Below are 21,571 nucleotides of genomic sequence, written 5' to 3' on the forward strand. Positions count from 1 at the left end.
AATCAGGTCAGGTGTGCAACGACGAAGGCCTTGACCTGCGCCGCGTCGGCCGGGAGCACCGTCACGCGCTTGGGCAGGTCTTCGATGCCGTCGAACTGGACGGGCCGGTCGGGCTCGTGACCCAGCGCTTCCACGATGGTCGCGGCGAACTTGATCGGCAGCGCCGTCTCCAGCACGATCATTGGCACACCGGGTCGCACGAAGTGGCGCGCCACCTTCAGGCCGTCGGCCGTGTGGGTGTCGATCGTCACGCCGAAACGCTGGTGCGCGTCGCGGATGGTGGCCACCCGATCGACGTGCGTGCTCTTGGCGCTGACGAACCCGTAGCGCGTGTGCGCCAGCGCGAACGCAGGGTCGGCACTCAGGTCGAAGCAGCCGCTCTTCGCGAGCTCCTCGCCGAACAAGCGCTTGACCGTTCCCGCATCGCGGCCGAGCAGGTCGAACACGAAACGCTCGAAGTTGCTGGCCTTGGAGATGTCCATCGACGGACTGGAGGTCTCGTAGGTGTCGGCGCTGCCGCGGACCCGATAAACGCCGGTGCGGAAGAACTCGTCGAGCACGTCGTTCTCGTTCGTGGCGAGCACGAGCTTGTCGATGGGCAGGCCCATCATGCGCGCCACATGGCCGGCGCAGATGTTGCCGAAGTTGCCCGACGGGACGGCGAAGCTCACCTTCTCGGCGTTGCTCTTCGTCGCCTGGAAGTAGCCGGCGAAGTAGTACACCACCTGGGCCAGGAGGCGCGCCCAGTTGATCGAGTTGACAGTGCCGATCTTGTGCTTGCGCTTGAACTCGAGGTCGTTGGACACCGCCTTGACGATGTCCTGGCAATCGTCGAAAACGCCCTCGATCGCGAGGTTGTGGATGTTGGCGTCCTGCAGGCTGAACATCTGCGCCTGCTGGAACGGGCTCATGCGGCCATGCGGCGAGGTCATGAAGACGCGCACACCCTTCTTGCCCTTCATCGCGTATTCGGCAGCGCTGCCGGTGTCCCCCGAGGTCGCGCCCAGGATGTTCAGTTCTTCGCCGCGACGCGCGAGTTCGTACTCGAACAGGTTGCCCAGCAGTTGCATCGCCATGTCCTTGAAGGCGAGCGTGGGGCCGTTGGACAGCGCTTCGAGGCAGAGGCCGTCTTCGAGCCTTTTCAGCGGCGCGATCTCCTGCGTGCCGAAGACCTCCTGCGTGTACGTCTTTGCGCAGAGCGCTTTCAGATCGGCGAGCGGTATGTCGTCGACGTACAGCGACAGGACTTCGAAAGCGAGTTCGGGATACGCGAGCCGGCGCCACTTGTCGAGCGTCGCGGTATCGACCTGCGGGTATCGCTCGGGCAGATACAGCCCGCCGTCAGGCGCGAGTCCCTCAAGGAGGATCTCGCAGAATCTCTTGCGGGCCGGATCGCCCCGGGTAGACAGGTAGCGCATCGAAGGCCTCATTGCTTGGGCGGGAAATGGGTGGCGTGCAACGCCAGCCGGGCCACGGCCACGAACCAGCGCATGCCGCAGGCCAGCACGTCGTCGTTGAAGTCGTACGACGGATGGTGCAGCGCAGCCGAATGAACTGCGCCACGCTGGCCGAGCCACAGGTAGGCCCCCGGCCGCTGCTGCAGCATGAATGCGAAGTCTTCCGACGTGAAAGCCGGCGCCGGCGCCGTTTGGGCGTCCAGGCCGGCACGGCGCGCCGCTTCCAGTGCGAGCTGCACGGGCTCGGGGTGATTGATCGTGGCCGGGTAGTAGCGCGTGTACTCGACCTCGACGGCGGCGCCGCTGGCGCGTGCGACGCCGGCGGAGATGTCGCGAATGGCTTGTTCGATCGTGTCCTGCACCGACGTGTCGAAACTGCGTACCGTGCCGGTCAGCTCCACCGCCGCCGGCAGCACGTTGTGCGACTGACCGCCGCTGATGCGCGTGACCGAGAGCACCGCGTTCTGCGTCGGCGGAATGCGGCGCGACACGATGGTGTGCAGCTGTGTGACCAGCTCGCTGGCCGCGAGCACCACGTCGGGTGTGCGATCAGGCTGTGCCGCGTGGCCGCCGCGCCCGCGCAGCACGATATCGAAACGGTCCGCCGCAGCCATGATGGGCCCGGCCCGGGTCGCCGCCGTGCCGGCCGGCAGGTCCGGCCAGTTGTGCAGCGCGTACACGGATTCGCAGGGGAATCGATCGAACAAGCCCTGCTGCACCATCTCGCGAGCACCGCCTCTCCCTTCTTCGGCCGGCTGAAAAATGAACGCGATGCTGCCATCGAAGCCGCCGGCTCGCGCCAGTTGTTGCGCCGCCCCCAGCAGCATCGCGGTATGGCCGTCGTGACCGCAGCCGTGGTGTACGCCAGGGTGCCTGCTGACGTGGCGGTGTTCGGCTTGCTCGCGCATGGGCAGCGCGTCCATGTCGGCCCGCAGACCAACCATGCGCGGCGAGTGGCCCCGGCGCAGCACGCCGACCACGCCCGTACCGGCGATGCCCTCGTGCACCTCCAGGCCGGCCTGACGCAGCGCCTCGGCCACCACGCCGGACGTGCGCCGTTCTTCGTAGGCAAGCTCCGGGTGGGCGTGCAGGTCACGCCGCAACGCAATCAGCGCCGGCAGCAGGTCGTTGATGTTCTCGTTCATGGCGGCTCAATAACCTCGCGAACGATCAACCAGCCCGACCAACGGCAGGCCTGCCTGGTGGCGGCGGATGTTGTCGAGCACCTGCTCCACCGCTGTCTCCGGCTGCGTCATGCTTGCGACGTGCGGCGTGAGCAGGATCTTCGGATGCGTCCAGTAGGGATGGTTGCCCGGCAAAGGCTCCGGGTCAGTGACGTCGATAACCGCGCCCGACAACCAGCCTTCGTCGAGCGCATCGAGCAGCGCCTGGTGATCGAGTTGTGCGCCCCGGCCGGCATGCACCAGCGAGGCGCCCCGGGGCAGTTGCCGGAACAGCGCCGCGTCAAGGATGCCGCGCGTTTGTGCCGTCAGTGGCAGCAGGCACACGAGGATCTCGGTGCGGGCCAGCATCGCCGGCAGTTCGTCGTCTCCCGCATAGCACGTCACGCCATCGACCTCGTGCCGCGTGCGGCTCCAGCCGGCGAGCGGGAAGCCGAAGGCGCGCAACCGCTCCAGCACTGCACGACCGAGTACGCCCAGGCCGAGCACGCCGACACGGCGTTGCGTCGCAGGAATGACGCGGTGCGCAGCCCAGCGAGCCTCGCGCTGCTGGCGGATGTAGACCGGCAAGTCGCGGTGCAGCGCCAGCACAGCCATCGTGGCGTACTCCACCATGCCGGCGACGACACCCGGTTCGGCCAGACGCACCACGGGCAGTCCAGGCGGCAGCGCCGCGAGGTCGAACTGGTCGATGCCGGCGCCGGTCGAGAACAGAATCTCGAGCCGGGGGAACCGGTTCTCGATGTCCGCGGGCGGCAGCCAGGCGGCCAGGTAGCGCACGTCCTCCGCGTCGCCGGTGTCCGGCCAGATATGGAACGGCATGTCAGGCGCCTTGACGGCGAACAAGCGAGCCCACTCCGCCCCGCGCACGGCGTCGGCTTTGTACAGGAAGGCCATCATTCGTCCGGGTTGTCGACCCAACTCTTGCAGTCCAGCCTCTTCGCGAGGGCATCGCAGAGTGCGAGAAGGGACGGGGATATGGCCGGGACGTGCTGCTGCTTCATGCCTTCACTTCCTGCACGACGAAGAACTTGGCGACGTGCTCGCTGCTCTCCCAACCGATGGACGCCCCCTGCGGCACGAAGATCGCATCGCCGGCATGGGTCGACAGCACGCTGCCATCGGGGCTGGCGAAGCGCACGCCGCCGGCCAGCAGGACCATGAACTCGTTCTGGCGGTGCGGGCGCACGATGCGGTGGTAGGGCGTCGAGTCCCAGGTGCCGGCGACGACCCCCGTCAACTCGTCCTTGAAGACGTTGTCGCTGCGGCACTGCGGGGCCGGGCCCAGCAGCACTTCGGGAGGCAACGACCTGGACGGTTTGAAGTCCGCGTCGGCGCGCAGCGGGGTGACGCCGGGCTGGTTCGCCAGCTCGGCCGCGGCTGCGCAGAACACGAACTGCGCGCGCGACGCCGTCTGGATACGCAGGGCTATGCCGCGCGCGATGACGGCACCTTCGCCACGCCGCAGCACCAGCGGTGCGGCGCCGGCAGCGATCAGGGTGAGCTTGCCTTCCACGACGACGATCGTCTCGGTGTGGGGAAAGTGCGCGACATCCACTTCACCGATGAAGTCGACACGACCGGCGCTCATCGCGCCCGGCCCTTCCCAGGCGATCTCGCGACTGCGCGCGAAGGGATCGGCCGTGCCGAAGGCCGACTTGCGGAAGGAGGTCGATGTCGGTGCGCCATCGGCGCGGTGCAGCATGAGGGCTACGGTCATGGTCGTTGTTCCTTTGAGTTGCGGGCATTCATTGCGTTGGTGTCCTCAAGCGGCACTGGGCGCTGGGACTTCCCCGTAGCCGAGGATGGCCTTGGTCTCGAGGTATTCCTCCAGGCCTTCGACGCCGTACTCGCGTCCGTTGCCGGAGCGCCCGTAGCCGCCAAAAGGCGCATCGGGGCTCCAGGGCGGGTTGTTGATGTGCACCTGCCCCGAACGGATGCGTGCGGCCACCGCACGCGCGGCAGCGAGGTCCCGGCCCTGCACGTGCGCGCCCAGGCCGTACACCGTGCCGTTGGCGATCTCCACGGCCTCGTCCACGCTGTCGTAAGTGATGATCACCAGCACGGGGCCGAAGATCTCTTCCTGCGCGATCCGCATCTGCGGCTGCACATCGGAGAAAAGTGTCGGGCGCACGTAGCAGCCGCGCTCCAGTCCCTGCGGCCGGCCGGGGCCGCCGCAGATGAGGCGCGCGCCTTCGGCCAAACCGACACCGATCATTTCCTGCACGCGGTTGAACTGCGCGCGGTTGGCCACTGGGCCATGTGTTGTCTGCGGCGAACGCGGATCGCCCACGACGAACGCAGATGCCGTATCGCATGCGAGCCGCTCGACCTCAGCGAGGCGTTCGCGCGGCACGATGATGCGGGTGGGAGCGCTGCAGGACTGGCCCACGTTGCGCATGCCCGCCGCCACCGCAGCTGGTATGGCACGGGAGAAATCGGCATCGGGCAGGATGACGTTGGGCGACTTGCCGCCCAGTTCCTGGGCCACGCGCTTGACGGTGGGCGCGGCCGCCTGCGCCACCAGCACACCTGCGCGGGTGGAGCCGGTGATCGAGATCATGTCCACGTCCGGGTGCGTTGCCAGCGCGGCGCCAACCTCGGGCCCTGTGCCGCTGACCAGGTTGAACACACCCGCCGGGACGCCCGCGTCCTGGATCACTTCTGCGAACAACAGCGCGCTCAGGGGCGACAGCTCGCTGGGCTTCAGGACGATGGTGCATCCCGCCGCCAGGGCCGGGCCGACCTTGGCGGTGATCTGGTAGAGCGGCCAGTTCCAGGGGGTGATCAGGCCGCACACACCGATGGCCTCGCGCTGGATCGCCGTGCTGCCGCGATGCGTGAGGAAGGGATAGCTCGTCGCTAGGTCACGCGCCACGCGGATGTGCTCCGCCGCGATCGGCACCTGGGCACCGCGCGCCACGCTGATGGCGCAGCCCATCTCTTGCGAGATCGCCTGGGCGAATGCTTCCGCTCGCTCCAGGATCAGGCCGTGAATGCGGGCTAGCAGTGCGGCCCGGCTCTGAGGGGTACTCACGGACCAGGTCGCGAACGCGCGCCGGGCCGCGGCCACGGCCGTGGCGACGTCCTGCGCGTTGCCCAGCGCGACCTCCGCGACGGGTTCGTCGGTCGACGGGTCGATGACGGCGCTTCGATCCTGCCCTGCGGGCAGCACCCACTCGCCGTCGATGAAGAGGCGATCCAGGCGGCCGGCGCCTGCGAGGCGATCGATGATGGAGGTGTTCATCGTGTTCAGCGCAGATTGCCCTGGCAGACGTACTTCAGGCTCATGTAGTCGTCCAGGCCGTGCACCGAACCTTCGCGGCCATAGCCCGACTCCTTCACGCCGCCGAATGGCGCCGCCTCGGCCGCGAGCGCGCCTTCGTTGACGCCGACGAGCCCGGTCTCCAGCGCGTCGGCGATGCGCCAGATGCGCGACACGTCCTGCGAATAGAAGTAGGCCGCGAGGCCGAACGGCGTGCCGTTCGCGGCGGCGATGACCTGCTCCTCGGTCTCGAAGCGCGTCACCGCGACGATCGGGCCGAAAGTCTCTTCGCAGGAACACGCCATCGTCGCGTCGGCGCCGACCAGCAGCGTTGGGGCAAAAAAGTTGGCGCCCAGCGCGGCCAGACGCTGGCCTCCGACGACCACGCGTGCCCCGCTGTCAACGGCGTCATTCACGTGGCGTTCGATCTTGTCGACGGCCTTCGCGTTGATCATCGGCCCGATCTGCGAGCCCTCGTCACTCGCGGGGCCTACCTTCAGGGCGACGATGCGAGCGCCGAGCTTTTCAACGAAGCGGTCGTGAACGCCGGCCTGCACGAAGACCCGGTTCGGGCTCACGCAGGTCTGGCCGCCGTTGCGGAACTTGCCCGCCATCAGCCCATCGACTGCCGCGTCGAGGTCGGTATCGTCGAAGACGATGAAGGGTGCGTTGCCGCCGAGTTCGAGCGACAGCTTCTTCAGCGTGTCGGCGCTGCGCCGCGCGAGGTGCTTGCCCACCGGAGTCGAGCCGGTGAAGCTGACCTTTCGCACACGCGGGTCGTCGAGCCAGACATCGACCACCTCCGCCGCACGCTGGCGCGAGGCGGTGACGATGTTCAGTACACCGGCTGGCACGCCCGCCTCCTCGGCGAGCTTGACGAGGGCCAACGAGGTCAGCGGCGTGTCCTCGGCCGGCTTGGCGACCACCGTGCAGCCTGCGGCCAGCGCGGGTGCAATCTTGCGAGCGATCATCGCGGCCGGGAAGTTCCACGGCGTGATCACGGCCACCACGCCCACCGGCTCCTTCAGCGCGAACATGCGCCGGCCCACGACCGGCGCGGGGATCACGTCGCCGTTGGCGCGCGTGGCCTCCTCGGCGAACCACTCCACATAGCTCGCGGCATAGGTCACCTCGCCGCGCCCTTCGGCGAGCGGCTTGCCCTGCTCGCGCGAGATCAGGCGGCCGAGGTCCTCCTGGTGCGCAACGATCAGGTCGTTCCAGCGCTTGAGGATTTGCGCGCGCTGCTTGGCAGGCACGGCGCGCCATGTGGCGAACGCGGCATGCGCCGCGTCGAGCGCTGCACGGGCGTCGGCCGCGCCGCTGTCGGGCACGCTCGCGACCACGGCGTCGGTGGCTGGGTCGGTCACGTCAAAACGGCGGCCTTCTTCGGCATCGCACCAGCGGCCGATGTAGTTGCGGCCGGGCAGGAGGTCGCCACGGTGAATCGAGAGAGACACGTCAGAGTCCTTTCAAATGGTCGGCGATGGCGCGAGACGCGCCGGCCAAGGCTTACGCAGCCGCGAGTTACTTGTGCTCGCTGCGGATATCGAGCGCGTCGCGCAGCCCGTCGCCGATGAGGTTGAAGCTGGTCACCGCCATCGTGATGGCCAGGCCGGGGATGATCGCCAGCCAGGGCGCGCGGTCCAGGTATTGCTGGGCACCGTTCAGCATGTTTCCCCAGCTGGGAAGAGGCGGCTGGATGCCGAAGCCCAGATAGCTGATGTAGGCCTCGAGCAGGATCGCGCGGGCGACCGTCAGCGTTGCGGCCACGATGATCGGCCCCATGGCGTTGGGCAGGATCTCGCGAAACATGATGTGCGCGCGGCTCAGACCCAGCATCCGCCCGGCGAGCACGAACTCTCGCTCTTTGAGTGTTGCCACCTCGGTCGCGACGATGCGTGCGACCGTCATCCAGCTCGTCAGCGAGATGATGATGGTGATCATGATCGGGCTCGGCTTCAGTGCGACTGCCAGAGCCAGCAGGAGGAAGAGCGTCGGAAACGACAGGAAGCCGTCGACGGTTCTCATCAGCACCGTGTTGACCCAGCCGCCCATGTAGCCGGCGATCACGCCCACCAGCGTGCCCACGAAGGTCGCCAGCAGCATCGAGAAGAAGCCCACGAGCAGCGAGATCCGCCCCGCCATCAGCAGCCGTGCCGCAAGGTCACGGCCCAAAGAGTCGGCGCCGAGATAGTGATCCCCCGCCAGGGGTGGAGCAAACCGCGCAAACAGGTCGATCTGGAGCGAATCGAAGGGCAGCAGATAGGGCCCGAAGGCGCAGGCGAGCGAGAGCAGGGTGATCATCACCAGCCCCAGAACCGCCAGGCGGTGGCTGAGGAACCGGCGCACCACGCGGCTCCTCCACCATGCAAGTTCGGGAGCCGAAGTCAGGGTGAGCGTTGTTGACATGGCGGTGTCCTTTTGTCGCAATGGCGTCGGGCTCAGGCCAGACGAATCCGTGGGTCGACCATCGCGACGACGATGTCGGCGACCAGGTTGCCGACGATGGTGAGCACGGCCGAGAACATCAGCAGACCCATGACCACCGGGTAGTCGCTGTTGCTGAGACTGTCGAGAAACAGTCGTCCCATGCCGGGCCAAGTGAAGACGGTTTCGGTGACGAGCGCGCCCGTCAGCAGCGAGGGCAGCTGCACCCCGGCCAGGGTGATCATCGGCAGCAGCGCATTGCCGACGACATGTTTCATGACGACCCTACGCTCGGTCAGACCCTTGGCGCGGGCGGTCTTGACGAATTCCTGGCCCATCGCTTCAATCGTTGCGGTCCGCATGAACCGGCTCCAGATGGCGATGTGGACCAGCGCCAGCACCACGGACGGCATGACCAGATGGTGCAGGTAGTTCAGGACCGACCCGTCGCCGATCGTGTACATGTTGCCCGCTGGCAGCCAGCCCAAGCGCAGCGAGAAGAAGTAGATGCCGACGAGCCCGAACCAGAAGGTCGGAATCGACAGAGCGACCATCGAGCCGACGGTGGCCATGTAGTCGAAAGCCGAGTTCCGGTGCGTCGCGCCCCGGATGCCGATCACCGTGCCCAGGGCCACAGCGATGACGGTGGCGCATCCCATGAGCAGCAAGGTTGCCGGCACATGGCGGGCGATGACCGACACGACCGGATTGCTGTCGCGGAACGAAGTCCCCCAGTCGCCCTGCAGCAGTCGCCAGGCCCAGTCGAAGTACTGCACCCACAGCGGTCGGTCGAGCCCGAGCTGGGCGGCGATACGGTTCTTGTCGTCCTGCGTCATGCCGGGATCGAGCGCGTATTGCGCCATTGGGCCGCCCGGGATCAGGTTCAGCACGACGAAGCCGATGATCGACACGATCACCAGCAGCACCATGCTCTGCATGAAGCGTTTTAAAAGAAAGGCAGCCATGTTCTCTTCCTACGGGGACTGACGCACGGGGCGGGTGGTTGCCGCCCGCACTGATAGCGGGCGGGCGGCGACGGTTGACGTCAGCTCCAGGACCAGCCTGCGGCGTTCCAGGCTTCACTGCGCGTGTTGGTGTTCGGCACGAAGCCCTGGATCTTGGCCTTGCGGCCATAGACGATGTTGGCGGTGAACAGCGGCAGGAACGGCAGGTCGTTGCGGACGATCTCCTGCACGCGGTGGTAGATCGCGCGCCGCGCGTTGAGGTCGAAGGTGCGCGTGCCCTTGTCGAGCAGCTCGTCGACTTCGGGGTTCGCGTACTGCGCGTTGTTCGAGCCCCGCCCACCCTTGGCGACGATTGACCGGCTGTGGAAGCGCAGGGCCACGTCCGGGTCGGCAGCGATCAGGTAGGTGATCCCCACCATCGCCGTGTCGTACTGCGACTTGGCCCAGAAGTCGCCCCACATCACCGCCCCGGGATGATTGAGGATCTTCATCTCGACGCCGATCTTGGCGTAGGTCTGCTGGATGAACTGCTGCGCCTGTTCGCGCAGATGGGAGCCCGTGGTGGTGGAGTTGTTGAACGACAGCCGCACGCCGTCCTTGACGCGGATGCCGTCGGGGCCGGGTTTCCATCCGGCCTTGTCCAGCAGCTGGGCGGCGCGGGCAAGGTTGAACTCGTGCTTCGGCAGGTCGGACTTGTAGTACCAGGACTGCTGCGGCATGAAGGTCTCGGTCGTGCGCGCCACGCCGTGATACAGGATGTCGATGATCGCCTGCCGGTCGATCGCCATGTACAGCGCCTCGCGCACGGCGCGATCACGGAACTGGGGCTTCTCGAGGTTGAAATAGATCGACTCGACCGAGCTCGCGGGCACCAGCGTCACCGCCCGGTCGGGCAGGCGGCTCGCGTCCTTGTAGTTGTCGGGGGTGATGAAGGCCTGACCGACCACGTCAATGTCGCCGCTGCGGAACTGCGTGTACATCACCGTCTGGTCAGGGATGTACTTGAAGATCAGCCTCTCGATGAACGGGCCCTCACCGTGGTAGCTGGTGTTGGCGACCAGCTCGACATGATCGCCGGCTACGCGCTTGCTCCACTTGAACGCGCCCGTTCCGACCGGTGCTTGGTTGAAGGGAGCCTCGTTGGGGTTCGCCGCCGTGCCCAGGACGTGCTTGGGCACGATGAAGGTCTCGGTTAAATACGACAGATAGGGCGCGAAGGGCTGCTCCATTCGCCACGTGATCTCGGTCGGCGAGACCACGGTGATGTCACGCACCAGCGCATGGCCGGACGTGCGCCAGGCGCGGAACTTCGGGTTGACGATGAGTTCCAGCGTGAACTTCACGTCCTCGGCGGTGAAGGCGGTGCCGTCGTGCCAGCGCGCGTTGTTGCGCAGGCGGACGCGCCACTTGAGCCCGTCCGCGGAGATGCCGCCGTTGGTCTGGGTCGGCACCTCGGCGGCCAGGTTCGGCACGATCACGCCCTTCGGGTCGATCCGGAACAGCGCGTCGAAGACCGAGAAGGCGACGCTGTCGTCCACCTCGAGATGCGGCATCAGCGGATTGAAGACGGTTGGTTCCTGCGTCACGCCGACCACGACGCGCCCCTTGGGTGCGGCGGGTTTGGTCTGGCCGTAGGCGGGCTGGCCCAGCAGATTGGCCGCAAAGAGGCCTCCGACGGTGCCGGCGGCCATGACGCGCAGCGCGTCACGGCGCGATGGGTCGGTGAGGGTCTTCAGGTCCTTCGTCATCTCTTTTCTCCTTGGGTGATCGGCTCTAGACTGGGTCAGCGGCTTCGGCCGCAACGGCCGGGCGGGCGGCGCGTTGTTCGCCTGGAATGGCGGCCACCAGTTCGCGGGTGTAGTCCGCGCGGGGGCTGAAGAAAATCTGCGAGGGTGGGCCCTGTTCGACGATCCGGCCCTTGTGCATCACCGCGATCTCGTCGCAGATCTGGCTGGCGACGCGCAGGTCGTGGGTGATGAAGACCATCGCCACGCCGGTCTCGCGCTGGACGCGATCGAGCAACTCCAGGATCTGCGCCTGAATCGAGACGTCCAGCGCGGAGACCGGCTCGTCGGCGATCAGCAGCTTCGGCTTGAACATCAACGCGCGGGCAATGCCGACGCGCTGGCGCTGCCCGCCGGAGAACTCGTGCGGGTAGCGATCAAAGGCGCCCGCGTCGAGGCCGACCAGCGTGAGAAGCTCGCGCGCCTCGTCGCGGGCCTGGGTCCGGGTCATGCCATGGGCCATCGGCCCGACCGTCAGGATCGTGCCGATGGTCATGCGCGGGTTGAGCGAGGCGAAGGGATCCTGAAAGATCATCTGGACCTTTGGCCGCAGGCTTCGAAAGCGCGGTTCGTCCAGCGCCGCGATGTCGGACCCCTCGAAAACGATCCGCCCGCTATCGGCGTCCATCAGCTTGATCAAGAGCCGGCCCAGCGACGATTTGCCCGAGCCGCTTTCGCCGACCACGCCCAAGGTGCGGCCCGGCGCCAACTGGAACGACACGCCTTGCACGGCTGGGACCACTCGCAGGGAGCGCAGCAGCGCGCTGCCGCTGCGATAGGTCTTGACGAGGTTCTCGACCTTCAGCAGCGGCGCGGAAGCAGTGCCCGGCAGCGTCGCGCGGTCCTCGCTGCGCAGACGCGGCACGGCGGCGATCAGGCGACGGGTATAGGGGTGGCTGGGCGTCTTCAGCACCTTCGCCGGGCTGCCCTGCTCGACCACGCGGCCCTTCTCCATGACCACCACGCTGTCGGCGATCTCGGCTACGACGCCGAAGTCGTGGGTGATGAACATGACGCTCATTCCCTTGCGGCGCTGAATGTCGCGGATGAGCTTCAGGATCTGCGCCTGGGTCGTCACGTCGAGCGCGGTGGTCGGCTCGTCGGCAATGAGGATCGCGGGCTCCAGCGCGAGCGCCATGGCGATCATCACGCGCTGCCGCTGGCCGCCCGACAGCCGGAACGGGTACTGGTGGTACATCAGTTTGGGGTCGGGCAGACCGACTTCGGCCAGCAGCTCCATCGCCCGCTCGCGGCGCGAGGCGGGCGTGCCGACGCCATGTGCCGCCATGGCCTCGTCGATCTGTGCGCCCACGGTCATCAGCGGGTTCAGGGCCGAGAGCGGGTCCTGGAAGATCATGGACACGACCCGGCCACGCAGGTCGCGCAGCTTTTCGGGCGGTAACCCGAGGATGCTCGTCCCGTCCAGGTCGATCGCACCAGACGCGATGCGGATCGTCTTGGGCAGCAAGCCCATGATCGTGTTGGCCGTGACCGACTTGCCCGACCCGGATTCACCGACTACACAGAGGATCTGGCCGCGCGCGAGCTCGAAGGAGATGTCCTCGACGGCATGGGCCCGTTCCATGCCTTTGGGCAGGCTGACGGTCAAACCGCGCACGGAAAGCGCCGCCTGATGTGAAGCTGCAGTCTTGATGTGTTCAATGACCAAGTTCTTCTCCTGCTTCAAGGTTCAAACCTGGCCTAGAACTCAGCCACCTTGCCCCAGGCCGACTGGCTGAAGCGCGTGGGGCTGAGGGGGGTGGGGTCGATGAAGGGCTGTGCGCCGGTGATCAGGTCGGCGACAAGGTACCCCGCGCCGGGACCGATGCCGAAGCCGTGGCCGGAGAACCCTGCGGCCAGGACGAGGCCGGGCACCTCCGGCACTTCGCCGATCGCGGGCACGCCGTCATAGGTGCAGTCCACGTAACCGGCCCAGGCATTGATGATTTTTGCATCACGCAGAGAGGGCAGCAGCTGGGTCGCCCGGTCGAGGGTCTTGCGGATCGTCGCCGCGTCGGGCTTGGGGTCGAGCACGCGCATGCGCTCCATCGGCGTGGGTTCGTCCAGGCGCCACTTCTTCAGCGTTTCGTGCCCGCTGCGCAGGCCCTGCAGGCCGCCGGGAGACACATTGCGCCAGCGCTTGGCAAACATCGGCACGAACTTGCTTGCATAGCGCAGGAACTGCGGCGTCGGGTCCACGCGTCCGCGTCCGCTGATGGCCAGCGTGTGGCTGCCGTCGCTGCGGCGCGTGACGGAAACGCGTGGCGTGGTCAGTGCAGGCGGCAGCTGTTGCCCCACCGGCGCTATGCGCAGGATGGACTGCCGCAACGTGGACAGCGGGAAGCGGATGCCGAGCTGGTTGCAGAACGACGATGCCCAGGCACCGCCTGCGAGCACGGCGGTGCGCGTCTTGATGGTGCCGGCCTCCGTGACGACGCCGCTGACGCGACCGCCCTCGAGCTCGAGGCCGCGCGCGGCGCAGTTCTGCAGCACCGTGCCGCCGAGCTTCATGATCGCGGCGGCCACGGCAGGCGCCGCCTTGGCGGGATCGGCCGTGCCGTCGCTGGGCGAGTAGACGCCACCCTTCCACTTGCGGCCGGTGGCGTGGCCGCGCTTGGTGGCCTCGCTGCCGCTGAGCACCTGCGTCGTCACGCCAACCGACTTGCCTAAGTCGTGCCATTGGGCCCACTGCGCGATCTGCGCTTCGTCGTCGCTCAGACACAGCAAGCCGCATCGGCTGAAGCCGGTGTCTTCGCCTGTGTCGGCGGCGAACTGCTCCCAGAGTTCAAGTGCCTTGGTGGCCATCGGCAGTTCGCGCGCGTCGCGGTTCAGCTGGCGGCACCAACCCCAGTTGCGGCTCGATTGCTCGGCGGCGATGAGGCCCTTCTCGACCACGGCCACAGACAGCCCGCGCCGGGCCAGGAAGTAGGCAGTGAAGACGCCGATGATCCCGCCGCCGATCACGACGACATCGGCGTGGCTCGGCAGGCTGTGGGACGACTCGATGGTGCGCAAGGGTTGGAGCATGGGTCGATCTCGTTGGTCGTTTCGGGCCGGCACGCTCTGCCAGCTTGAACGTGTGTCGCTGCGCGGTGGCACTCGGCGACTAGGAGATCCCAGTATCGAAATGCAAATTCATGCGGTCAAATACAAGCTTCGGGTGAGTCAATGTCCTTTTGATATGAAGTGCCGACGCCTGCTTGCGGTGCGTAATCTGCCTGACTTGGTGCGGTTCGCACCCCTCAGCGGCTCCATGCATACCAATCCTGAGGAACTGGGCTCTTGAAGGCGGTTGGGATGCGTGCCTCCATTGCCAACGGGTCTGGTTGCTGCGCAGCGACGGCCAGACGTCATGGTCGGCAGCCGCGCAGTCCAGCGATGCCTTCGCACGGCCGCTGGGCCCTCGCTATTTAGTCGACCAGGTGAACTTCTTGCAGTCGTTCTATTCGGTGCCTCGCACCACGATGCGCAGGGCCTCGAGAAAGTCGGCCACGAGCGCCTGCTCCGGCTGCTGGCGAGCGCGCACGACGTGGCATTCGAAGTGGACTGCGGGCTCGAAAGCCACGGCATGTACACCGGCCAGTCCGAGCTCACTGAGCACCGAGGGACTCACGATACTGACGCCGAGGCCTCGCGCCACCATGGCGCACATCGTCGTGGCCAATGAAGTCTCGATCTCCAGCCTGCGCACTTCGGGGACAAAGACGCTGTCGATTGCCGCGCGCGCCACATCCGGAGGCGAGGCCGATATAAAGCACTCGCCGGCCAGGTCCGCAGGAACGACCTTGCGCCTGCGCGCCAGACGGTGTCCGCGAGGCACGATGCAGACGGCGCGCTCAGAAAGAACCAGCTGGCTGTCGACTTCCTGCGGCAGCGCAACGTAGGCGGACAGGCCGAGATCGCAGTGTCTGGATGACACCCACTTGCAGATGGTCGCGGAGTCGGCCGTATGCACCACGACCGGTACCCCCGGGCGCAGTCCGCGAAAGACCTGCAAGACGCGCGGCACCGGGCTGATACCGAGGGCTGGCGTGACGGCGATCCGCAAGCCTTCGACCCCCAGCGTGCGAATCCGATCCGCCGCCGCGCGGATGGACTGCAGCCCCACGTAGACCCGGTCCACCTCCTTCAGCAGGGCATGTGCTTCCGGCGTGGGGACCACGCGCAATCCGACGCGTTCGAACAAACGCATCTGAGTTTCCCGCTGCAGCAGCGCCATGGCGCGGCTCACGTTCGGCTGGGACGTGTGCAGCTGCTCAGCGGCAAGCGTCATCGAGCCCGTGTGCATCACCGCTCGGAAGCACTCGATCTGGCGGAAGTTCATATCATCGATGTATCCAGAGTACGTAGCACGAATTATTGCCGTATGGGACCATTGCGGCAGCTCCCAGCCGCGGCGGTTTGACGACGAAGGTCAAGATCTTTCGGTCAGGCAAGCGGTGACGAAGCCCGCACCCGGGTACTCGTTGTCTTAGGCGCGACGGACCATGTGCTGGTCATTCCGGTCCTCACCTCCATCGGTCAAGCCGGGGCAACACGATGTGCCAAATTGGCCGCGGATGCCGATCGACGCGTAGTGGACGACTGTGCTGGTTACTGCGAGCGCAGAGTGTCGAGGTAGTCGGCTTGGCTCCGAATACGACGACGCGTTGTTTGCTCGACTTGCTGCCGAGATCGAGGCTCTGGGCGGTTCGATCACCGACAAGGAATGGACCTTGGGAGGCAGCCAAGAAATGACCGTCTTTCAGATCAAGTTGCCAGATGGAGAGATCGAGGCCGTCGCCGAAACCTATGTCGGTCTTTCGCTGCGCGGCACGACCTCGTTGATGGAGCAACTCGCTCGCCGGGTGATGCCCAACCCTTCGCTCCAGCGGACGGCTTCGCCGTCCGCTGAGCTTTGACGTTGAGCGGCAGCTTTCTGAAGCTTGGTAGGCCTGTGCCGACGTCCGCTTTGGGCACGGAGCTGTCGCCCACTCAATGACGACGGTCAGGAATGTGCCCAAAGCGGAAGGTCGAGACATCGGCGGCTCAGCCTTGGCGGCAGCCCTCGCATCGAGCGATGGCGCGCATCCGCTGCTCCGTCCGATCAATCTCTGCCGCGCGATGCCATCTGGCCACAACCTGTGTGGAGTCCCGTTCCAGATAGAACCTGGCGAACGAAGGACAACCGCGGCTGGCGTCCGGGAGGGGAACAACCGATGCGCAGACCGCGGTCGACCGGCGACCATGGCGTGGCTCGGGTGAGGACCCAGGAGAGAAAGAAGGGCCAAGGGGGAACAATGGAGAAAATCAGGGGAATCGTCCTGTACTGGAACGCCGACAAAGGGCTCGTCACCGTCGACGGCAAGCGGTTAGGCGTCAACATCAGCGCTTGGCGGGGTTATGAACTGCCGAAGACCCACATGGCCGTCGAGATCGACATGCATGAAGGTGTGGTCATCTCGTTCTCAAAGCTCGAGAAGCCTCCGTCCGCCATCGGCGCCGCCCTGAGTGGTTCGCTGGGTGGTTCTCTGAAGCAGTCGTTAAGGGAGACGGTGGACGGGAAGCTGACCGCAGAGAACTGCAAAGAGACGGCTCGTCGCATCGTGGCCGATGTTGGGACCAATGTCGCCGTGGCCTACGGTGCATTCATGGTTGCTGCCATCTCGATGAGGCTTGCCGATGGCGGCATGTTCAGAATGATGACGGTGACCCTGGTTGACGTCCTCTCGGGACTGGCCGGGTCCAGGCCGGCCGGCATCGCGTTGTTGCTCTTGGTCGCCGCCTCCATTGCGGTGCCATTCTTCTGGAGGCACCGAGTCGCATCGCTGGCGCTCGCTACGCCGTTGCTCGCGACGCTGGTCGCTGGTTATCGGTTTTACTCGGTTCAAGCCATGATGCGTGAACAGAACGAGAGCAGCAGCGCCTTCGTAAAAGGCGTGATGGGCGCGTTCACCGACGGCATGGGCCTCTCACTCGGCTACTACGTGCTGCTGGTCCTGGGAGCCTATCTGGCATACCAGGGCATCACCCGGGTGAAGCGCCGGCCGAGCGCCGAGGCGGCCGCTTGATGGCTTAGACGAGGCGCTGGCGCCGGTGAGGCTGCTGCTGCACGCAAGCTGCGGAACCCGTGTGGCAACAAGGCGGGTGAAGCCAAGAGGCTACGGCAAAACGGAAACCGGAGGAGCGCTTGTCCTCGTCACTACCGGATACGCCTTCCATTCAGGCGCCATTGCAAGCATCGCTGCCTGAGCCCCTCCGCATTCCAGCAGCGGGTAGCTGTCGCGCAGGGACGCGAGGTTTAAGTAAGCGTGGAGCTTGAACTCGCCGTCCACGACCGTATACACCGCATAGCGAAGTCCATCCGTCAGGATCAGTCGTTCGCAACTGGATCTAGATTTTGCGTAACCTACTGCCTGAGCGTGCGCCGTGAGACAGGAGTTGTTCATGCGCTTGGCCTCTACCACGACGCACAGGTTTTCGTCCGAGCGAGGCAGCCGGTTGAACAGCGCCACGTCGATGTGATTCCATTCGACGCCCATCTTTTGCGGTGTCCAGCCCAGCGAACGCATCAATGGCAGCACGAGAAATGCGACCGTCTCGTGCTCTGACGGTGGTTTTGTTCGGGCGTACCAAGTGCCAATACGCACCAATTCACCAACGTCTTCTAGCAGCTGCGCGATGGCGCCACTGGCGACGCCGTGGTCAAACAAATGGGCCGAGACATCGTCCATGGACATCGAGTTGCCGCTGGGTGGAAGATCAGGGAGCCGCGGCAACGACGACGGAACGAAGATGGTTGTGAGCCAAGCTCTGACGCGCAACGCGCTTTCAGCCAGCAGCTGAGTGGTGTCGCCTTGCTTCAGTTCATAGGTGTCGAAGGCTTGCGGGTCTTCAAGTCGGTGCCAGTACCAACTCACCCGTCGAACATGCTGCAGGTCCCATCCGTCCACGTCGCTAAATCCGTCGTGCCACTCGTAGTCGCCAACGATCACACCTACCGCGAGCACCTCCTTGGTGCCCATGCGAAGCAGCACGGTGTCGCCGTCCTTCATGTCGACGGCAAACCGGCGCAAGTCGAGCGATTTTCGACTTGAAGCTCCCGCAGTGACCGCCGGTGCGCATTGGGGAAAAGGTCCGAAACGGCCGGGCCCATTCAGGATCACGCCCCATTGGATGCACAGTGCCGCATAGTTTCGGTCGAGGTCGCCCGCGCCTTGCTGCCAGATTGCCACCTTGCCTCCTTGTCGTTTTGTCCGACATTGTTGGCGTGGTCACGATGTCTTGCAGCTGGAATCCGGCGCGAACCGGCACGCATGGTCTCTTTATAGAGACACCGTGAAGTTCGGCGTTCTCTTCGGTCACGCCATGCCGGGAGGCCACTTTGTTCCCAGAGAGGCCATTTGATTCTGGCATAGAGGTCATCAACGATCAGTTTGTAGCTTGGGCACCCGGGCCAGGACGCCTTATCAGCGTGGTACGAGGACCAGACTAGACGTGAAGGGCAACGCCCCCCCCGGAACAGGGGATCTAGCCACGGGGAGCACTTCTAACCGCTGACTAGACTGCCTACGCAAAGGGAGCAAAGATGAAGGTTGTTGGACTGCCGGCAGTCACCGCCAAGTTGGTATCGAGCATCGCAACTGCGCAAATTGGGACGACGCTGTCTATCAGTGTTCTGGCGGTCGTATTGTTCCCCGCTGTACAAGCGAATGCTGCCGAGATTTCCAGCGTTGGTTCCGGCAGCACGTTGGCGGCGCTTCAGCCTCGCGATCTAGACGACGATGGCGTTGTTGATGCTTTCTACGACGCGGCATTCGACATCACCTGGCTTCGCGAAGTGGGCACGCAGTCGTTTCGGAACTGGGCGGCTGCTACTGCCTGGGCCGAGCAGGACAGATTCGGGATTTCCGGTTGGCGCCTGCCAAGCACTGTGCAGCCAGATGCCACCTGCTCTTGGACTTACAACCAAGGATTTGGCCCGGAGTCATACGGATGGGGCTGTCGCGGCAGTGAACTTGGCCACCTTTGGTCCGATGTACTTGGAAACACTCCCGAATACGTTCCGTCTCCCAGCGGGGGGCTGATATTCAACGCAGGCTACGGGCTACGCAACGCGGCGGACTTCCAGGGCCTTGTCGTCGGAAACTACTGGACCAGTACTCCGTGGGTTCAACGACCAGACTCACACTGGCGCTTCAACACTGGCAATGGTTTCCAAGACGTGACCAGTGGCGTGGTGCCTCAGTTTGCTATGGCTGTCCGTCAGGGAGATGTTGCCTCCGTTGTTCCAGAGCCCTCGACCTGGATTCTTATTAGCCTTGGCTTTGCCAGCCTGCTAGTGCGTAGACAACTTGCGCTGCGCGGCCCACGCGTTTCCAACATGACTGGTTCTGATTTAGATCGATAACGCGACGCTAAAGAGGGGGCCTCCCCAACAGGCCGGGCACTCAATGGTGCCGCAGCTGATGGGCCGTCCCTACCCCCAGATGAGCTGCATAGCGTCAGAGTTCGCTTTTGCCCGACAGCGTGCACGGCTGGGCCTCCCCCCAACCCGAGAAGAAGGAGCTACTTGAGATTCACATCACAACTGTCCATGGGCGTCTATTCGAGACGCGCTCCATTCCGGCGTATAGGAGGTAATTTCATGGCACTCCGGTTCTTGTTAAGCCTGCTTGTAGTTATCGCGGCCCATTCTCCGGCGTCGGCTGTGGTCGTTGATGAGGGGGCAACGAACCTTGACACCACCACGCAATTGCGTTGGCTTGACTTAACCGCGACGACGAACTTAAGCCCAGGTGCGGTTGCGGCAGGTGCGGGCGGTTGGCTGAATTCGGGATGGCGCTTCGCGACCGGAAATGAGGTTGTTGCCCTTTGGGCACAGATGGGCATCACTTCGCTAAGCGGGCCCGGGACGAACGATCCCGCGACTCTCGCCTCTATCGACACATTCTTCGCCGTATTTGGACAAACGAGCTTCGATCCAAACATCAACCTGCGGGCATCTCATGGATGGATAGATCCGAGTGGAATGGGGGAGCCCCTAGGCCGTCAGGTCGACGCCGCCGTCTACGTTCGGAACGGTACGGGAGGTGCGTATGTCAAGAACCTCGTGGCTTATGCCGGGTACTCGTCCTGGGACATTGGCAGCTACTTGGTCCGGTCAGCATCGCCAGTGCCCGAACCGTCGAGCCCGATGTTGCTGTGTATAGGGGGGGTTGGGATTGCTGTTTCTCTCCGTTGCCGGCGTCGCGGGGCGAGTGACTGAAATCAGCAAGTGCTGGGGGGTCGCTGAGCTTCAGCTTTGGGCACAAAGCTGCTGGACGCAATCCGGCATGCGATGACAGGACCTGGCTGGGACTTCCACTTCGCGGCCACACCAGATAGCTGACCTAGTCCGTCCGCACCTGATGCCTAGTGGGGCAGCTACCTGGCGCTCGGCCGAGCGCACGGTCCCGGCCATGAGCAGACCGTCACGAGCGGCCTCTTTTCGGTTGCCGCCGATGCCGCCGCGAGCGCCGGTAATCAACACGACCTTGCCTCTCAGGTCGTAGCGGCTCATATTGCAATCTCTCCAAGGGATCAGTAGCCGGCGACTTGCTTCATGATCTTGCGCTTCACACCCGCAGGCACGACCTTGGCCACCGTGCGCAGTAGGGTGGGCCTGAAGGTATCGACGATCCAGTGCACCTTCCCGCTGCGCAACTGGGCTGCATCCCAGATCTTGGCGGCGACATCGGCCGGCGTGAGATGTATGCCGACCGAGTCGACGATGGCGCCGTGCGCCGCAGCCATCATGGGTGTCTTCACGAAATTCGGCAGGATGGCGCAGACATATACGCCAAAGCGCTCCCACTCGATATTCAAGGCTTCGGTGAAACCTCGCACGAAGAACTTCGAGGCCGAGTAGGTGGCCTCGCTCGGCACACCGTTCTCCGACGCCAGCGAACACATGTTGATCAGGTTCGACTGGCGGCGCTGCTTGAGATACGGCAGGGCTTGGTGGGCGACGTTGAGAACACCACAGCAGTTCACCGCAACCACCGCGTTGTGACGGGCCAGCGGTACCGCCTCGAAATGATTGATGTCGGCAATGCCGGCGTTGTTGATCACGAGGTCGATGCCGCCGCCATTCTGCGCGGCGAAGGCTGCCAGCGCTGCGCCCACTTGCTCAGGCTTGGTTACGTCCATGGCTTGGTAGAGGTGAGAGTCGCCGAGGACGCCGCGGAGGTATTGCAGGTCGATGTCGTTGATGTCGGTTGCGCCGACCCGCCAGCCGCGCGCGGCGAATAGCACAGCGGTTTCCCGCCCGATGCCGTTTCCCGCGCCAGTGATGAATATGGCTTTCTGTTGGGACATGAGCGAGGCCTCCTCAGTCCAGGGCCGACTTCAGGAACGTGAGTTGATCCGCGACAAACGTGTCGAAAAGCGGTGCCACATAAGGCGCGAAGTGAACCGCCCCGGATTTCGCAGAGGCTCCAACTCTAGAGAATGGAGCCATGAGAAAGTCCCC

At 65.0% G+C, this 21,571-nt stretch carries 18 protein-coding genes; 4 read left to right on the top strand and 14 right to left on the bottom strand.

Annotated features, from left to right (window positions below; all coding sequences use genetic code 11):
* Window positions 1–2 precede the first annotated feature (2 nt).
* The 12 genes from thrC to ASD35_RS02835 all read right to left on the bottom strand — a co-directional run bounded on the left by thrC (window position 3) and on the right by ASD35_RS02835 (window position 15,403).
* A complete protein-coding gene (gene thrC / locus ASD35_RS02780) occupies window positions 3–1,418 on the bottom strand; it encodes a threonine synthase (protein ID WP_056873366.1) in 1,416 nt (471 codons plus the stop codon).
* Between the two features lie 8 nt (window positions 1,419–1,426).
* Window positions 1,427–2,602: a M20 aminoacylase family protein gene (locus ASD35_RS02785; RefSeq protein WP_056873367.1), complete on the bottom strand. Its 1,176-nt coding sequence runs from the start codon at window positions 2,600–2,602 to the stop codon at window positions 1,427–1,429.
* Between the two features lie 6 nt (window positions 2,603–2,608).
* Window positions 2,609–3,535 carry a glyoxylate/hydroxypyruvate reductase A gene (locus tag ASD35_RS02790; RefSeq protein ID WP_056873417.1) on the bottom strand — a complete coding sequence of 309 codons (927 nt, stop codon included), beginning with the start codon at window positions 3,533–3,535 and terminating at the stop codon, window positions 2,609–2,611.
* A 103-nt stretch (window positions 3,536–3,638) separates the two neighbouring features.
* Window positions 3,639–4,358: a cupin domain-containing protein gene (locus tag ASD35_RS02795; protein ID WP_056873368.1), complete on the bottom strand. Its 720-nt coding sequence runs from the start codon at window positions 4,356–4,358 to the stop codon at window positions 3,639–3,641.
* Window positions 4,359–4,403: 45 nt separating this feature from the next.
* A complete protein-coding gene (locus tag ASD35_RS02800) occupies window positions 4,404–5,885 on the bottom strand; it encodes an aldehyde dehydrogenase family protein (RefSeq protein ID WP_056873369.1) in 1,482 nt (493 codons plus the stop codon).
* A gap of 5 nt (window positions 5,886–5,890) precedes the next feature.
* A complete protein-coding gene (locus ASD35_RS02805; RefSeq protein WP_056873370.1) occupies window positions 5,891–7,360 on the bottom strand; it encodes an NAD-dependent succinate-semialdehyde dehydrogenase in 1,470 nt (489 codons plus the stop codon).
* Between the two features lie 67 nt (window positions 7,361–7,427).
* Window positions 7,428–8,312 carry an ABC transporter permease gene (locus ASD35_RS02810; RefSeq protein WP_056873371.1) on the bottom strand — a complete coding sequence of 295 codons (885 nt, stop codon included), beginning with the start codon at window positions 8,310–8,312 and terminating at the stop codon, window positions 7,428–7,430.
* A 32-nt stretch (window positions 8,313–8,344) separates the two neighbouring features.
* Complete coding sequence (locus ASD35_RS02815; protein ID WP_056873372.1) at window positions 8,345–9,295, bottom strand: ABC transporter permease; 951 nt, start codon at window positions 9,293–9,295, stop codon at window positions 8,345–8,347.
* Between the two features lie 80 nt (window positions 9,296–9,375).
* Window positions 9,376–11,043 carry a peptide ABC transporter substrate-binding protein gene (locus ASD35_RS02820; RefSeq protein ID WP_056873373.1) on the bottom strand — a complete coding sequence of 556 codons (1,668 nt, stop codon included), beginning with the start codon at window positions 11,041–11,043 and terminating at the stop codon, window positions 9,376–9,378.
* 25 nt (window positions 11,044–11,068) lie between these two features.
* Window positions 11,069–12,664, bottom strand: a complete 1,596-nt coding sequence (locus ASD35_RS02825; RefSeq protein ID WP_082579854.1) for an ABC transporter ATP-binding protein — start codon at window positions 12,662–12,664, stop codon at window positions 11,069–11,071.
* Between the two features lie 116 nt (window positions 12,665–12,780).
* Entirely contained in the window at window positions 12,781–14,106 is a 1,326-nt protein-coding gene (locus ASD35_RS02830) for an FAD-binding oxidoreductase (protein WP_056873375.1), read from the bottom strand.
* Between the two features lie 415 nt (window positions 14,107–14,521).
* Complete coding sequence (locus tag ASD35_RS02835; RefSeq protein ID WP_056873376.1) at window positions 14,522–15,403, bottom strand: LysR substrate-binding domain-containing protein; 882 nt, start codon at window positions 15,401–15,403, stop codon at window positions 14,522–14,524.
* A 325-nt stretch (window positions 15,404–15,728) separates the two neighbouring features.
* Between ASD35_RS02835 and ASD35_RS02840 the strand changes: the two genes are divergently transcribed.
* Window positions 15,729–15,980, top strand: coding sequence for a hypothetical protein (locus tag ASD35_RS02840; protein ID WP_056873377.1), 252 nt, complete (start codon window positions 15,729–15,731; stop codon window positions 15,978–15,980).
* A 378-nt stretch (window positions 15,981–16,358) separates the two neighbouring features.
* Window positions 16,359–17,129: a hypothetical protein gene (locus tag ASD35_RS02845; RefSeq protein ID WP_157275319.1), complete on the top strand. Its 771-nt coding sequence runs from the start codon at window positions 16,359–16,361 to the stop codon at window positions 17,127–17,129.
* A gap of 90 nt (window positions 17,130–17,219) precedes the next feature.
* Here the strand turns inward: ASD35_RS02845 and ASD35_RS02850 are convergent, their stop codons facing one another.
* A complete protein-coding gene (locus ASD35_RS02850) occupies window positions 17,220–18,293 on the bottom strand; it encodes a hypothetical protein (protein ID WP_056873379.1) in 1,074 nt (357 codons plus the stop codon).
* Between the two features lie 353 nt (window positions 18,294–18,646).
* On the opposite strand from ASD35_RS02850, the gene ASD35_RS26365 reads away from it, so the two are divergent.
* Together ASD35_RS26365 and ASD35_RS28480 are read left to right on the top strand one after the other, a co-directional pair.
* A complete protein-coding gene (locus ASD35_RS26365) occupies window positions 18,647–19,468 on the top strand; it encodes a PEP-CTERM sorting domain-containing protein (RefSeq protein WP_082579840.1) in 822 nt (273 codons plus the stop codon).
* Window positions 19,469–20,089: 621 nt separating this feature from the next.
* On the top strand, window positions 20,090–20,326 hold the full coding sequence (locus ASD35_RS28480; RefSeq protein ID WP_369819187.1) for a PEP-CTERM sorting domain-containing protein: 237 nt from the start codon (window positions 20,090–20,092) through the stop codon (window positions 20,324–20,326).
* A gap of 314 nt (window positions 20,327–20,640) precedes the next feature.
* On the opposite strand, the gene ASD35_RS02855 is transcribed toward ASD35_RS28480, so the two are convergent.
* Window positions 20,641–21,417, bottom strand: a complete 777-nt coding sequence (locus ASD35_RS02855) for an SDR family oxidoreductase (RefSeq protein ID WP_056873380.1) — start codon at window positions 21,415–21,417, stop codon at window positions 20,641–20,643.
* Window positions 21,418–21,571 lie beyond the last annotated feature (154 nt).

This window comes from Pelomonas sp. Root1444 (genome assembly GCF_001426885.1).
Taxonomy (GTDB): Bacteria; Pseudomonadota; Gammaproteobacteria; order Burkholderiales; family Burkholderiaceae_C; genus Pelomonas.